This window comes from Iningainema tapete BLCC-T55 (genome assembly GCF_014698965.1).
GTDB classification, from domain to species: Bacteria; Cyanobacteriota; Cyanobacteriia; order Cyanobacteriales; family Nostocaceae; genus Iningainema; species Iningainema tapete.
The window spans coordinates 180,493-194,012 of the sequence record NZ_JACXAE010000098.1; the positions used below are offsets into that span (position 1 = coordinate 180,493).

14 protein-coding genes and 1 pseudogene are annotated in these 13,520 nt (G+C 39.8%); 7 read left to right on the plus strand and 8 right to left on the minus strand.

Annotation, left to right across the window (positions count from 1 at the left end; translation table 11 throughout):
- The first annotated feature begins 21 nt into the window (after positions 1-21).
- Together ICL16_RS32805 and ICL16_RS32810 are read left to right on the plus strand one after the other, a co-directional pair.
- Positions 22-1,734, plus strand: coding sequence for a protein kinase domain-containing protein (locus ICL16_RS32805; RefSeq protein ID WP_190835762.1), 1,713 nt, complete (start codon positions 22-24; stop codon positions 1,732-1,734).
- Between the two features lie 137 nt (positions 1,735-1,871).
- Positions 1,872-2,099: a Nif11-like leader peptide family natural product precursor gene (locus ICL16_RS32810; RefSeq protein ID WP_190835763.1), complete on the plus strand. Its 228-nt coding sequence runs from the start codon at positions 1,872-1,874 to the stop codon at positions 2,097-2,099.
- A gap of 39 nt (positions 2,100-2,138) precedes the next feature.
- Here ICL16_RS32810 and ICL16_RS32815 read toward each other — a convergent pair whose 3' ends face one another.
- Positions 2,139-2,714 carry a DUF924 family protein gene (locus tag ICL16_RS32815; protein WP_190835764.1) on the minus strand — a complete coding sequence of 192 codons (576 nt, stop codon included), beginning with the start codon at positions 2,712-2,714 and terminating at the stop codon, positions 2,139-2,141.
- An 8-nt stretch (positions 2,715-2,722) separates the two neighbouring features.
- Complete coding sequence (locus ICL16_RS32820) at positions 2,723-3,274, minus strand: SRPBCC family protein (RefSeq protein WP_238361058.1); 552 nt, start codon at positions 3,272-3,274, stop codon at positions 2,723-2,725.
- Between the two features lie 252 nt (positions 3,275-3,526).
- On the opposite strand from ICL16_RS32820, the gene ICL16_RS32825 reads away from it, so the two are divergent.
- Positions 3,527-3,724 carry a hypothetical protein gene (locus ICL16_RS32825; RefSeq protein WP_190835765.1) on the plus strand — a complete coding sequence of 66 codons (198 nt, stop codon included), beginning with the start codon at positions 3,527-3,529 and terminating at the stop codon, positions 3,722-3,724.
- Between the two features lie 48 nt (positions 3,725-3,772).
- Positions 3,773-5,836 (plus strand): annotated as a pseudogene (locus tag ICL16_RS32830) (ATP-binding protein); the annotation flags it as partial.
- A gap of 131 nt (positions 5,837-5,967) precedes the next feature.
- On the opposite strand, the gene ICL16_RS32835 reads toward ICL16_RS32830, so the two are convergent.
- The 5 genes from ICL16_RS32835 to ICL16_RS46275 all read right to left on the minus strand — a co-directional run bounded on the left by ICL16_RS32835 (position 5,968) and on the right by ICL16_RS46275 (position 8,331).
- On the minus strand, positions 5,968-6,384 hold the full coding sequence (locus ICL16_RS32835; RefSeq protein ID WP_190835767.1) for a PIN domain-containing protein: 417 nt from the start codon (positions 6,382-6,384) through the stop codon (positions 5,968-5,970).
- Entirely contained in the window at positions 6,381-6,632 is a 252-nt protein-coding gene (locus ICL16_RS32840) for a DUF6364 family protein (RefSeq protein ID WP_190835768.1), read from the minus strand. The genes ICL16_RS32835 and ICL16_RS32840 overlap by 4 nt, the downstream gene beginning before the upstream one ends.
- A gap of 136 nt (positions 6,633-6,768) precedes the next feature.
- Positions 6,769-7,218 carry a hypothetical protein gene (locus tag ICL16_RS32845; protein WP_190835769.1) on the minus strand — a complete coding sequence of 150 codons (450 nt, stop codon included), beginning with the start codon at positions 7,216-7,218 and terminating at the stop codon, positions 6,769-6,771.
- A 17-nt stretch (positions 7,219-7,235) separates the two neighbouring features.
- Positions 7,236-7,790: a hypothetical protein gene (locus ICL16_RS46270; RefSeq protein WP_238361059.1), complete on the minus strand. Its 555-nt coding sequence runs from the start codon at positions 7,788-7,790 to the stop codon at positions 7,236-7,238.
- The gene (locus ICL16_RS46275) at positions 7,735-8,331 is read right to left on the minus strand and encodes an HAD family hydrolase (RefSeq protein ID WP_238361060.1); all 597 of its coding nucleotides are present in this window, start codon (positions 8,329-8,331) and stop codon (positions 7,735-7,737) included. Before ICL16_RS46275 ends, ICL16_RS46270 begins: the two co-directional genes overlap by 56 nt.
- 145 nt (positions 8,332-8,476) lie before the next feature.
- Between ICL16_RS46275 and ICL16_RS32855 the strand changes: the two genes are divergently transcribed.
- The 3 genes from ICL16_RS32855 (at position 8,477) to ICL16_RS32865 (ending at position 10,630) form a co-directional block, all read left to right on the plus strand.
- Positions 8,477-9,382: a ribonuclease D gene (locus ICL16_RS32855; protein ID WP_190835770.1), complete on the plus strand. Its 906-nt coding sequence runs from the start codon at positions 8,477-8,479 to the stop codon at positions 9,380-9,382.
- Positions 9,383-9,442: 60 nt separating this feature from the next.
- Entirely contained in the window at positions 9,443-10,282 is an 840-nt protein-coding gene (locus ICL16_RS32860; RefSeq protein ID WP_190835771.1) for a tetratricopeptide repeat protein, read from the plus strand.
- Positions 10,283-10,405: 123 nt separating this feature from the next.
- Complete coding sequence (locus ICL16_RS32865; RefSeq protein ID WP_190835772.1) at positions 10,406-10,630, plus strand: bromodomain-containing protein; 225 nt, start codon at positions 10,406-10,408, stop codon at positions 10,628-10,630.
- Between the two features lie 56 nt (positions 10,631-10,686).
- Here ICL16_RS32865 and ICL16_RS32870 read toward each other — a convergent pair whose 3' ends face one another.
- On the minus strand, positions 10,687-13,242 hold the full coding sequence (locus ICL16_RS32870) for a vWA domain-containing protein (RefSeq protein WP_190835773.1): 2,556 nt from the start codon (positions 13,240-13,242) through the stop codon (positions 10,687-10,689).
- Positions 13,243-13,520 lie beyond the last annotated feature (278 nt).

Below are 13,520 nucleotides of genomic sequence, written 5' to 3' on the forward strand. Positions count from 1 at the left end.
TTTAACAATTACTGTCAAAATATGATTGGTCAGCTACTAGCAGGACATTATAAAGTTCTTGAAGTATTGAGTGAGGGAGGCTTTGGACAAACTTATATTGTTGAGGACATTCACCTTCCGGGAAAACCCAGGTGTGTTCTCAAACATCTTAAAACTACTAGTACCGACCATGAGATTTTACATACTACTAGAAAGCTATTTCAAAAAGAAGCTGAAACACTACAACAGTTAGGTAATCATGACCAAATTCCTAGACTGTTAGCTTATTTTGAAGAAAAGCAAGAATTTTACTTAGTGCAAGAATTTGTTCAGGGACATACCTTAAGTAGAGAATTATTTCCGGGGAAAAGGTGGAATGAAAGTCAAATTGTGGAAATGCTTCTGGAAGTATTGGGTATTTTAGAATTTGTCCATAGTCATGGGGTAATTCATCGAGATATCAAACCGGATAATTTGATTAGACGTGCAAGCGATCGCAAACTAGTTCTGATTGACTTTGGTGCAATCAAACAACTACGCAGCCAAACTGCAGTAGGAATGGCAGGACAAAACATTACTCTAGTTATTGGTACTAGGGGTTACATGCCTTCTGAACAAACTAGACGTTTACCACGCCCTAGTAGTGATATTTATGCCTTGGGAATGATGGGAATTCAGGCATTAACAGGAGTGTTACCTCTAGAATTACAAGATGATCCAAATACAGGGGAAATACTGTGGCAACATCTAACATCAGTTAGTCCAACTTTAGCTGCTGTACTTACTAAGATGACGCATTACCACTTCAAAGATCGTTATCAAACAGCAACTGAGGTAATACAAGCGTTACAAGAATTAACAATTGAACCTATTGAAGATACCAATACTACTACTAACCTACATGAACTAACCTTGGAGTGGGAAGAAGCCGGAGAGATTAAAACCCGGAAAATTTTGGAGAAGCAACAAAGTAAAAACTTGGGTAGAATCCGCATTGGTCGTAACGCCGAAGCGTGTGATATTGTTTTACCAGATCCGACAGTATCTGGGCTGCATGTGGAAATCTTTTTTCATTCCCACCAGCAAAAGTTTTACTTACGTAATTTACGCCAGAAAAATCCCCCCATTGTTGATGGACAACTACTCTTAGCTGGTGAAATGCCGCTTAAATCTGGTAGTAGTCTACGTTTAGGACAACAAAATTTTAAAGTAAGTGCTATAATTTGCAAAGAGTATCCCGTCGGCTACACTCCCGTAGAGTATGGCGCACTAGTCCACATCTCATCGCAAAAAGCACTAGCGCAAACTGTACGTGTATCACAACTTAAAAAGACTGTTGATGATATCCCTCCTACAGTTCCACCAGGGAATGGCGTAAAACCTCAGTTTTTACACAGCAAAGTACAGCCAGTACTTGGAGGAGGAGTGGCAGTTATCATGAGTGCGATTGGCGGTTTAGTTTTTTTTAATACTAGCAATTTAGGTGGAACTTACCCACAACACAACTTACTGCTACAACAACCTCAACTATGTCGTGTTGTTTCTCCTCCAGGTGGAAAATACTTAGCAAAATTACGTCCTGAACCTCAAACAGAAGTTGGTGCGTTAAAACAATTATATCTAGGTGAAAAGGTCTTGTTTATTCAAGCTAAAGGTGATTTTGTACAAATCAAACTCTCCGATGGAACTCAGGGTTGGGTTTTTAGTGATGAAATACACCCTTGTAATGCATCATCTTCGACCAATCGTAAATAGTTTTTCACGACATTCTGCAAATTTATCCTTGTAGTGAATCAGTATTCTAGAAGAATATATTACAAGACCAGAATTACTTGATTAGCCAATCTATTTTGTAGTAGACAATAATTCATACTATAGGGAGATGACGCAAAATGTCATTAGAACATGTTAACGCTTTTTATCAAGTCTTGACCCAAGACCAAGCTATTTATGAGCAATACTATAGTAAGTGCAGTGTTAAAGGTATTTTTGGTGTATGGAATTGGGACAAAAGCAAAATTGTCAGTTTTGCCGCTAACCTTGGGTATGAATTCACTGAAAGTGAGTTAGAATCAGCATTTTTTGGCAGTGAATCGGCACAATTGGTAACTCGTAATTAAGTTAAGAATTCGGAATTGCGAATTCCGAATTCCAAATTCTTAAAAAGATGACCCTTTTTGGTTTAAATACTCTTTCTCTTCTAGTGTTGAGATACGTCCCAAAATTTCATTGCGATGGGGAAAACGCCCAAAACGCTCAATTACTGCCTGATGACGAATTGCGTAATCTATAGTACTTGCACTATCAGGATCATTACTCAGTTGCTGAAATAGCTGAACTGCTTTAGTTTGATGCTCCAAGTTTTCGCTATGCTCAAAAGGTAAGTAGATGAACCAGCGTTGTACAGGCAGCATTTTTTTGTCAAAGCCTTGTGCCACTGCCTGTTGCGCAGCTGAGAGCGCTTCCCAGTCGGTGGCATAAGCTTCCGGTGTACCGCGAAACATATTGCGAGGAAATTGATCTAGTAGCAAAATTAGAGCTAAACAAGTTTCAGGTAAATCAACCCACTCGTCTAAGTATCCCCCGGCTGCTTTTTGGTAATCTTTGAGAAATCGACTGCGCAATTCTTCATCTAACTCTGGTGTTTTTTTAAACCAAAAAGCTTTTGGTTTGCCGAATCCTGGTTCATCAGGATTGCCAAACCAAAAGTCTAAAATTTCCTTTGCCTGTGACATACGTATTTTTAACCTTTACAAAGCACTTGTCGCATTTTACGCATATTGGCAGGCAATTCAAAATTCATAGCTTGTTGGATGAATATCGAAGGTATGGGAATAAGGGGGGTGGCTTGCACAGTATAAGTTAACACAGTTCCGTCTCCACAATCTTGAAGCTCTAAATTAGCATTAAAATCGTGAAAACTTCCTTTTTCTAATCTAAATTGAATTCTCTGCCCAAGCTCTTCAACTACATTGAGGTAAATATCTACTTGAGCGGTAAAAAATAAAAAGGCTTTTTGTGCTGCTTGATACAGACGTTTGACCTCTCCTCTTTGTAAGACTACACTGGTGGTGACATCCGGAAAATATTGTACCCAACGAGGATAATCAGTTAATTGCTGCCACACATGCGATCGCACTAGCGGCAAATACATACTAGCTGTGACTGCACCCCCCCAAGCATTGTGCGAATAGCTTTGTACCAAAATCTCACCCTGCATCAGCAATTCTTGTTTATCTTGGTTCAAAGCCATTTTTGTACCTACGGAAACTGGTTCTGTTTGGATAGTAGACATAGTGATCTCAATCACTCCTCAACGCCACTGAACACGTTTAAACTGGAAGTTAATTCGATACTAATTTTACCTCCAGTTATATATATAAATCCTGTTAAAATCGTCACGTTTCCGTCATTTTTCCGAAATTTTTCGCAAAAACGTCCAATTCATCATCATAAATTCATCATAACTTCAAAAATAACCGACAATTAAAAACTTATTGTTATTGGCTAAAATGGCAAACACGCATTCTAAGTATTTGGAGACGAGATGAGCCAATCTTCTAAATTAAATCGGCGGTTAACCCAGGCTTTTGGTATGTTATTAGGTATTACAATAGCAGTATGGATACTCAGAGGTTTCGGTATTCTCTCTTCTGTGCCAGGAGGAGTTATTTTGCTGTTGTTTCTAGCGGCGATCGCTTTAGGTATTTTTAGTCATGTACAAAAAACTTGGTTGCGTTTCTAAAATCTATATATGGAGATAGATGCCGAAAGTATCAAAGGTGAACAAGTGGAAGTTGCTCTGCGAGAAAGTGCCGAAAGAGAACGAGCAATTACACAAGTAATTCAAAGGATGCGCCAGACACTGGATCTGGAGACTATATTTAGAGCAACAACACAAGAATTACGGCAAGTACTAGCATGCGATCGCGTGGTAGTATATCAATTCAATCCCGACTGGAGTGGCAAGTTTGTTGCCGAATCTGTCGGTAGAGGTTGGATTTCTCTGATTGAGGAACACAAAAAAAATCCCCATCTCATCTCAGATAATTTACAAGATGAGCGCTGCATCGTACAAACGATGGATAGTCAGGATAACCACGATCCTGATACTTACCTGCAAGAAACTCAAGGAGGTAGATACAGCCGTGGTGAAACTTATCTCTGTGTGCCAGACATCTACCAACCAGGATTTGAAGAATGTTATGTCAACCTTTTAGAGCGCTTTCAAGCTAAAGCTTATTTAACTGTTCCCATTTTCTGCGGTAGTCAAATTTGGGGATTATTGGCGTGTTATCAAAATTCTGCTCCGCGAAAATGGAAAACAGGAGACATCAACATTGTCGTTCAAATCGGCAATCAGTTGGGAGTCGCATTACAACAAGCAGAATTATTGGCACAGACTCAAAAACAATCACAAGCACTGCAACAAGCTGTCATCGCCGCTGATGCTGCTAACCGCGCTAAAAGTGAATTCCTTGCCAGCATGAGTCATGAGTTACGTACTCCACTCAATGCTATCCTTGGTTTCACCCAACTCATGAGCAATGACGAATCTCTATCTATAGAAAACCAGCAAAACTTAGCGATTATCAATCGTGCGGGAGAACATCTGCTTAACTTAATCAACGACATTCTCGAAATGTCCAAAATTGAAGCAGGCAGAACAACATTGAATGTGGGCAGTTTTGATTTGATTCACCTGTTGGATAACCTGTACGAAATGTTGCACTTGCGTGCCAGCGCAAAAAACCTCCAACTAGTGTTTGACTATGCTCCAGATATCCCTCAATATATTCAAACTGACGCAAGTAAACTGCGACAAGTTTTGCTCAATCTTTTAGGTAATGCTATTAAGTTTACTACAAGTGGTAGTGTGACGCTAAGAGTAGAAATGGGGCAGGGGAAACTCCTCATCTCCCCCACTCCCCATCTCTTTTTTGAAGTTACCGACACTGGTGCAGGTATTGCACAAGAAGAAATTGATTTGCTATTTGAACCATTTGGACAAACAGAAACAGGGAGAAAATCGCAACAGGGTACAGGGTTGGGTTTGGCAATTAGCCGTAAATACATACAAATGATGGGCGGCAATATCAGCGTTAGCAGCATACCAGAACAAGGTAGTACGTTTACCTTTGATATTCAAATCAGTCTTGCCGACAATGGCGAAGTACAAACAACAAAAGCGCAACGTCAAATTATTGGTTTAGTACCTAATCAAAAAGAATACCGCATTCTCGTAGTTGATGATAGTTCAGACAGTCGTCTGCTGCTAAGTAAACTACTGACATCCATCGGCTTTGTTGTTAGGGAAGCTGCAAACGGGATGGAAGCAATCTCACTATGGGATTGGCAACCACACTTAATTTTGATGGATATGCGTATGCCTGTGATGGATGGTTATGAAGCTACTCGGCTTCTGAGAGAAAGGGAGCAGGGGAGTCGGGGCGCAACAGTTATCATTGCTCTGAGCGCTAGCGCTTTTGAAGAAGAAACAATGGCAATGATGAAGGCGGGTTGTGATGATTTTATTAACAAACCATTTCGACATGAACTACTACTAGAAAAACTGAGTCAACATCTGGGAGTAGAATATGTCTATAAAGAACAGAGCGATCGCACAGAAGAAAAACAAGAAACAACAGGTGATATACTGCCTCTGTTATCTCAAATGTCGCCAGAGTGGATTGTACAACTAAACCTTGCCGCAGCGCAAGGTAGTGACGACTTGATTCTCAATTTACTTAATCTGATCCCACAAGAATTCGCTATGTTGGCAAATATTCTCTCAGATTTAGCTCATAACTTTGAGTTTGAAACAATTATGGAATTGACAAGATTAAGTAGTAAGTAGGTTGGCTTGAGGAACGAAACCCAACATCCACAATTTAATTTTTACATTATATACTATCGTATTATGGCTAATAGCCAATACGAACAACAATTTATATTGTCAAGAAGTGGGGAATCTAGGGAGGCGTGTAGCTAATGGTTAATAGTTGCTAAGAAAACCTCTGGTAGCATTGCTGGAATAGTTCCCATCCGAAAATCTTTGATGTTGCGAGTGGCGATCGCTTCTATCCCTTCAGATATAGCAGCTGCATGAGTCACCGCATCTTCAAAATCAGCAAATGAACTTGTAAGTGCCGAACGGATCACAGCATCTGTGACTGCAGCCACACGCATTTTAGACATCAACGTATTCAACGCTTCTCGACTCTTTTCACTGCCCAAATGTCTTCTTAAAAGATAGAACATATTGGTTACCGCGTGTGCAGCAAGGTAGCCTTCTACTTTTTCTTGAGGAACTGTATCCAGTGCTAGTGCAGAAGCAGCGAAAAAGGGCTGACGTTGCAGCAATACATCTAGAACCACATCACTGTCGAATAACACCCGTTTCACCGATATTTTTCCTCAAGGTAGTCTAAGTATTGCTGGTGAAATTCATCTTGCTCCTTATTTTGTTCAATTTTGACGATTCCCGACAAGCTTTGAGTCCAAGGGCTAAGTTCTATTGGTTTATCTGGGTCTGGCAGTTGCTCAAAAAAAGTGGCAATTGCCTCAGAAAGAGAGATTTGATGAATTTTTGCCCATTTCTTTGCTTTATCAACTAGTGAATCGTCTAAGCGCAGAGTTAGCTTTGTTTGCATTAATTTTATTAATGACGTACAATTTTAGATATATTATACGTCATTTTTGGTAAGCTACAACTACAATTGGCATTTCGGTTATTTGAATATATTTGTTTTCCTATCCAATACATATAGCAATCCTAAATCTACAATTTTAAAAGTTGGGTGGTCTTTTAGCAAAAACGTGCAACATCTTTTGCAGGTATCCAGGGTAATTGGGATAATTTGTCAAAGCCCGTGCCAGTAAAGGCAGGCTAATAATTGTCAAGATTGCTGCTACTAACCATCCCGTTACAACTCTCATAACCAAGAACAATAGCAACCCAGGTATAAGTAATGCCAAGAGCCACGCTGCTGTGCGCCCAGCAGACTGATGTCGTCGCCAGCACAGTGCTAGAAAGCAGCCTAGTACCTCCCCAACTCCTATACCAGTGATAACAGCATATGTAACAATTACTGACTGCTTCGGTTCAGCCAGATTTGTGTATAAACTTAGGAAAGCTCCACTAAGGAAAAGACTAAAGGCAAATAGCGTAGCTGCACCACTTACCCCGCCAATCAAAGCCGCTAAGTATCCTTTCCCTTTTCTTCTAGATTTAATCATGAGAGTGTATTCCTTATTTATTCAGGCAGAGTGTAGCGCTGCTTGATCGCCTCTTTGATCGCTGCACGACTATCTTGAGCTGAAATGTTGGTAGTTTGCTCAATCTTTTTGACTTCTTGTGCCAAAGATTCATCTTTAATTGCTTCTTGAAACCAGTGTGAATAATCTCCCTGTTGCAAGTGGTACAACCAGGTTTCGTCATCTACTCCCTCTGCTATTTGAGTAAAGAGAATCAGATTTTGGGCGCGGAGATTTAACTTGCCTTCTGCGCCTGTAAAGTAAAAACTTTTATCTGTTCCCAGTTGTCCTTCAGCATATTTACGTACATGTCGCCGTCGTTCGGTACGCCCAGGAGTAATGCGAAAGCGCAAAGGTTCGGTATCATGGGTACGAAACCAGGCGAACGCCTCTCCTGGTTCAAGGTTTGTTGCTCCAAGTTTGGGTGGGCAATGACCGACTATTTTGCAGAATTGCTCGATATTCTGCTCTGGTGATTTGCCTACCGTAATAATCGTATCAACTAAAGATAAAGCAGCAGGTGCAACTTGATCCGGATGCACAGTAATGAGCATTACACCATCTAACTCTTGGGGTAATGTTAATGTCGCGGGATTCCAAGATGAGGGCAGGCGATAACTTCATTTCATCTAACGCTGCCCCTAGTCCTGCGGCTTTGTTAATACCTGATGGTAACACCATCACTGCACCTTTGTTAAAGATAACTTGCAACTCTAGTCCCAAATCGCGGATGGTTTGCAAGACTGTTGTTTCATTGGGATGCCAAGTGGCGACTATTACCCTACCAACTGATAACGGATTGACTTGGCGAGCGCGCAACATTTTGACAAACTCGTCTGGTGGTTTTGCGCCTAGCAACTTTTCCTCTCGCGTTGCGAGTGAGTACAATAAAGCACCGTTCTCTGCCACTATATAATCAAATAGATCGATTTGCTCAAACACGCGCTGTAAGTCATCTAGCTCACGCCCTGTGACCATAATTAATTTTCTACCAGAAGCTCGTAGACGTTTAAGTGCTGCTATGGTATTTTCATTAACTTGACCATCTGCAGCTAGTGTACCATCATAGTCAGTGGCTAAAGCAAAGTAGCGCATGAGCAGTTATTAGCATTAGTTATTTTTCTTTTAAAATTACTTAAGTTACTAAATTGAGTTATCCAACTGTGGATATAAAATTTCACGCACCATATGTAGAGACGCTTGGGTTCAAGCGTCTCGACAACTTACAACCTATTTACTTATGCCTTACATAAAATCTGCTCATGATATTAGTTCTCTGGTGGCTGAATATACCAAAGCGAAAACTTTATGGATAGATACAGAAGTAGCTGACTATAAAAATCATCCCAAACTATCACTCATTCAGGTATTGGAAGAGCCAAGCGATTTGAGTGGCGATCACACTTATATTTTGGATGTACTCGATCAGCCAGATGTTGTGACTGAATTTGTTGACAAAATTATGGTCAATTCTGCTATTGAAAAAGTTATTCATAACGCTAGCTTTGATTTGAAATTTTTAGGTAGTAAAAAAGCCAAAAATGTCACTTGTACTTTAGAAATGGCAAAAAAGATACCATACTATCTATTGCCAGTACCCAATTATCAATTAAAAACGTTAGCGGAAGAACTTTGTAATTTCCACAATCTAGATAAACAAGAACAAAGCAGTGATTGGGGAAAACGACCACTATCAGATGAACAAATTGAGTATGCTTACTTAGACTGCATTTATCTTGCTCAAGTACATCAACGTTTGATAGAATTAAATCGAGAAGTCAACATTGACCCCGCCACAGAAAATTTAACAGCACTTAGTGCAAAATACAGCCAAATAGAACAACAGTGGAAACTATTAAATTCAGAATACGAACATTTACAAGAGAGAATTAAAAAAGCTATGCATGCTCAAAACCTGGCAGAAACTTCTTATTTCAAACTAACTAATTACGAACGTACCACTATAAAGGTACAATTTACAGAATTAGCAAGGCTAATAGAAAAAGGTGTGAAATTGGATTTTCCTGTTACGTTAACTCAAAAACTACAGAAAGATTTAGGTGAAAATTTAGAAGAACTTTCTGTAGATATAGAGAAAACATCTTCTGCACGACTAACTACAAAAAATCAAGAAAATGACTCATAGATACCCGACTTCTTTAAGAAGTTGGGTATCTGAGAGATTTTTACAAGCAAATGGTAAACTATGAAACGGCGGTTGTTTGAGCAAGAATTAAAAAGGGTGGTTCAAGCTTTTGGCATAGCTACGCTCACCGTATTCGTGACGATTGCAACTGTTTCCTGTAATAGGAGCGACGATTTATTGGTAACAGAAATAGGAGTGAGTCCTTCAAGAAGTCCTATAGCTAAACCTACCACAGCAGGAGACTTTTTCACTCAAGGTCAGTATCTGCATATTCAAGGTAACGGAAAAGGTGCGATCGCAGCGTATAACCAAGCGATTAAGCTTAATCCCAAGTATGCCCAAGCCTATAATGGTAGAGGACTTGTTTACTTTGATACAGGAGACAAGCAGCAAGCAATAGAGGATTACAACCAAGCTATTAGCCTCAATTCCAGCAACGCTGTTTTTTACAATAACCGAGGAAATGCTCGTGCTGCACTAGGAGATAGAAATGGCGCAATTCAAGATTACGACGAAGCCATTCGTCTTGCTCCCAATTATGCCGAAGCATACAATAATCGGGGAAATGCTCGTGCAGTTAGGGGAGATAGAGACGGGGCGATAGATGATTACAGTCAAGCAGTGCGTCTCAACCCTAAATACGCTGTTGCCTATAATAACCGAGGCAATGCTCGTGCAGCAAGGGGAGATATAGAAGGTGCGATCGTTGACTACAATCAAGCCATTCGTCTTGTTCCCAACTTTGCCGCAGCTTATAATAACCGAGGCAACGCCCTTGCTGCACAAGGAGACAAACAAAGAGCGACAGCCGACTTACAACGTGCTGCCAGTATCTTTCAGCAACAAAAGAATCAAGAAATGTATCAACAAGTAATGAAAAATATCAGTGAGATTCAGTAGAGACGTCCCGACGGGGGGTGTCTCTAATTGAAAATAAGACTTACCAACGATAGAAGCTTGATCCATCATCAAATCCTACTATTAAGGCTGCACACATAAAGTAGTCTACCCGGTGTTTAATCTATGGACTTTAAATATAAATGGAAAAATGGCGCTCCACCAACTAGAGATCAAGCGGCGCAAAGCCAACATTTGTTGGATGAAAGTCAGTTCAATAGCAAAGAAGACCATCTCATGGCAGAGCAAGATGCAAGAAAGCATCTGGGTGTACCTACACGCATCCCCGATGACGATCGCTCTGTACTACCAAAAGCCGCTCCAAATGATTTGGAACCATCTCAAATGTGAAAATTGCGTATTTTAAAATACCCGACTTCTGTAAGAAGTCGGGTATTTGGTTTCTCCTACTCCTCTACCACAATCGCAACCTTCTTGGTGTAATATTCATTCACTGCATACACACTGATAATGCTTTCACCTACTTCAAAAAACATCCCTTCTTGCTCATCTTTAGAAAACTGTAAGTTGGGATATTTTGCCGCTAATTCATCTGCTGTTGCAGCTTTGAAAAGCATATCATCAGGTAAAAGTCCCGTAGAGCCGATGTAGAATACTAAAGGAGAAATATTATCCCGATAAATTCTCTCCACATACTTTTCTAACTTAACACTTGCTTCTGTCAAAGCTCCAACCATTTCCTCTTTACCTACAGCTTTACCGTTCCACTTGTCTTGTAACAACCGTAATAAACTATTAGCACTAACTTTGGTAAGAATCGTTTCAACTATTCCGTTCTTTTCAAGTCCAAGAAAGTCATTAAAAATCGGCATCATCAAGCGTTCGACTTGTGTAATCTTTGTCCGCGATGACAGTTGCTTGTGCCTAAAGGCGATATTAGGAAGTAAAGCGAGAGTGAAGTTTGGAGGAACAAAAATTTCTCCTGTCTCTGTGTCATAAACCTGATACATTCTGTCAAGGAATTTGTTAGCAGAATGTAACTTGCCTACATTAAGAATCTCTGTGCTACCAATATCAATTTTATAGCTAATTCTCGCATCAAGTGTACCGTTTGCTAGTGCTTCTTGAATGTCTGAGTATGCGTTGGTTGTCGGAAAGTTGATGTAAAGATTCTTGGAAAGATAATGTTTTTTTAACTCTTCTAATTGTTCTGGTAAAAAGGTATCAGACTCCTGTTTCAAATGAGCAGCAATGATACTAGAGAGGATTTTTATTTCTGCTATTTGAGTAAATAACCCATCGATACTACTAAACTGTTCGTCAAAAGGCACAAGCGGTAGATGCTCTAACTTAATGGTATACTCTGTGCGGAAGTCAAATTCTTGTGCTGGTGCATCATCTTTCTCCAGTACGCCTTTTTGTTGAAGTAAGTCAAAGACTTTTTTACTGCTGATTTTTACTTGCAGTGACTTCACATTGATTTCACCATCACTAACTATGGTGTAATTATTAAAGGTAGCCAAGTCATTCACTAACAAACCAGCAACTTCAATAACTGGAGTTTGATCTTCAGCTTTGATAAGTCTGACTTTGCGGGTAACGAGCATGTTGATAGTAGCGGTATTGCGGTTAATTTCAAATGAACCCATACCAACATACTCACCTTTATCTATATATTCTGTTGTGAGCCAAGGTTTGATTAGATTACCGTTTACGTCTCTAGAACCTGGAACTCTTTTGATTCCAGTTCGTTGATAGTTTGACTGCAAATCTTTGAGGTTAATGATGATGCTGTGGCGATATTCTTCTAAAATTTTGCTCAATTCTAGTAAAGAGATTTTCTCGTTTACCTTCACTTTATCTAAAATTTGATGTTCTTGCAAAACTTTGGGATAGAATAGGGCAATGTTAATATCTTGGGCAAAGTCAGCAACTTGTACGTTGGTGAGAGCTTTGAAGTGTCTTTCTGTTAAAGTAGCGTCAAACGTACTGGCGATCGCATATTTTGCAGTATTCAAATTCCCTTCAGCTAAATTCGCCGCAGCAAACGCATAAACTGACTCATGATTTTGCGCTACAGGCACATTTAATTGTTCATAAGCCTCTTTGCTAATTTGTTTGTACTTATAGATAACTAACTCATCCTCAGGCTTCAATCCATAAATTTTCAAAGTTCCTGCTGAACCGTTGATTTTATTTGCACTTCTAGAGAAGAAAATCTGATAAGAGTAATCAGCAGCCAGAAATTCTTCAATTGCTGGAGCTACTGAACCACCTAACAATTTTGCCGTACTGTAAATAGCGTCGTAAACTTCTTTTACATTACCAGCTTTAATACACGAACCGGAAACTGTGTTCGCAATTTTGGCAAGTAATTTAAAGTCAGAAGCGTTGGAATAAGCGATGGTATTGACAAAAACATCCTTGGCTTTAAGTTCTTGACAGATTACATCTAAAGCTTTTGCTTCTGTACTAGGACTGCTATCATTAGCATAGCCGTCACTGTGCAAAGTTATGGCAGTAAGCTCTCCTGGTTGAATCAGAGTTTTTGCCATGTACATTGCTTGTGATATACAAGTAAGACTGGTAGCCTTGATTCTTTTAATTTCTTCCAAGTAGGGAGAATTTTGTTTCATCACCTCTTGAATAGGGATGCGCTTGAAGTGACAAGTTACATCTCCCACAGAAGAATAGGATATTAAAGTGATTACTAGCTGGAAATTGATGTATTCATCCAGGGTTAAAAGCTTAATCAAAGTCTCTTTTAACGCTTGAATATCGTAATACATTGAGCCGGAGCGATCTATGATAATAATGCTGTGTGCTACCGTACCTTTGATATCATTCTTGCTTGTTTCTACGTTAATTCTATCTACTAAATAGAAGGCTTTCTCCTTACCTGCGAAATTGTAAAGCGTGAATTTTGTTCTATTATTACTGGTAGATTTTTTATTGGTATGTTGAAGCTGGACAACATTCTTTTTTGCTGCTTTCTTTGCCATATTTACACCTACCCTGGTATGTGCCTTGACGAAGGTAAAGGCTGATAACTGAAGTCTATGAAAACGGACTGAAATGTGTACTAGATGTTGCTGAATCACGCGGATGTTAGCTTACTCCCATTACGCCTGAAGATTACTGATTAATGAACCGCCCTTCTCAGTAGCGGAGACGCTGCGCGAACGGGTTCAGCAGTCGCCTAGTAGCGGGAAACCCGGATGCAGCGCTGCTTCACCAAGACGCCAAGAACGCCAAGAAAAAATAGGTAATCTTCTATTGG

Excerpts from the sequence above, each read along its gene's own strand:
- ICL16_RS32855 (WP_190835770.1), top strand. The coding sequence starts at position 8,477 with ATGCCTTACATAAAATCTGCTCATGATATTAGTTCTCTGGTGGCTGAA.
- ICL16_RS32870 (WP_190835773.1), bottom strand. The coding sequence starts at position 13,242 with ATGGCAAAGAAAGCAGCAAAAAAGAATGTTGTCCAGCTTCAACATACC.
- ICL16_RS32840 (WP_190835768.1), bottom strand. The coding sequence starts at position 6,632 with ATGCAAACAAAGCTAACTCTGCGCTTAGACGATTCACTAGTTGATAAA.
- ICL16_RS32860 (WP_190835771.1), top strand. The coding sequence starts at position 9,443 with ATGAAACGGCGGTTGTTTGAGCAAGAATTAAAAAGGGTGGTTCAAGCT.
- ICL16_RS32815 (WP_190835764.1), bottom strand. The coding sequence starts at position 2,714 with ATGTCACAGGCAAAGGAAATTTTAGACTTTTGGTTTGGCAATCCTGAT.
- ICL16_RS32805 (WP_190835762.1), top strand. The coding sequence starts at position 22 with ATGATTGGTCAGCTACTAGCAGGACATTATAAAGTTCTTGAAGTATTG.
- ICL16_RS32845 (WP_190835769.1), bottom strand. The coding sequence starts at position 7,218 with ATGATTAAATCTAGAAGAAAAGGGAAAGGATACTTAGCGGCTTTGATT.
- ICL16_RS32825 (WP_190835765.1), top strand. The coding sequence starts at position 3,527 with ATGAGCCAATCTTCTAAATTAAATCGGCGGTTAACCCAGGCTTTTGGT.
- ICL16_RS32820 (WP_238361058.1), bottom strand. The coding sequence starts at position 3,274 with ATGTCTACTATCCAAACAGAACCAGTTTCCGTAGGTACAAAAATGGCT.
- ICL16_RS46270 (WP_238361059.1), bottom strand. The coding sequence starts at position 7,790 with ATGCTCATTACTGTGCATCCGGATCAAGTTGCACCTGCTGCTTTATCT.
- ICL16_RS32810 (WP_190835763.1), top strand. The coding sequence starts at position 1,872 with ATGTCATTAGAACATGTTAACGCTTTTTATCAAGTCTTGACCCAAGAC.
- ICL16_RS46275 (WP_238361060.1), bottom strand. The coding sequence starts at position 8,331 with ATGCGCTACTTTGCTTTAGCCACTGACTATGATGGTACACTAGCTGCA.
- ICL16_RS32865 (WP_190835772.1), top strand. The coding sequence starts at position 10,406 with ATGGACTTTAAATATAAATGGAAAAATGGCGCTCCACCAACTAGAGAT.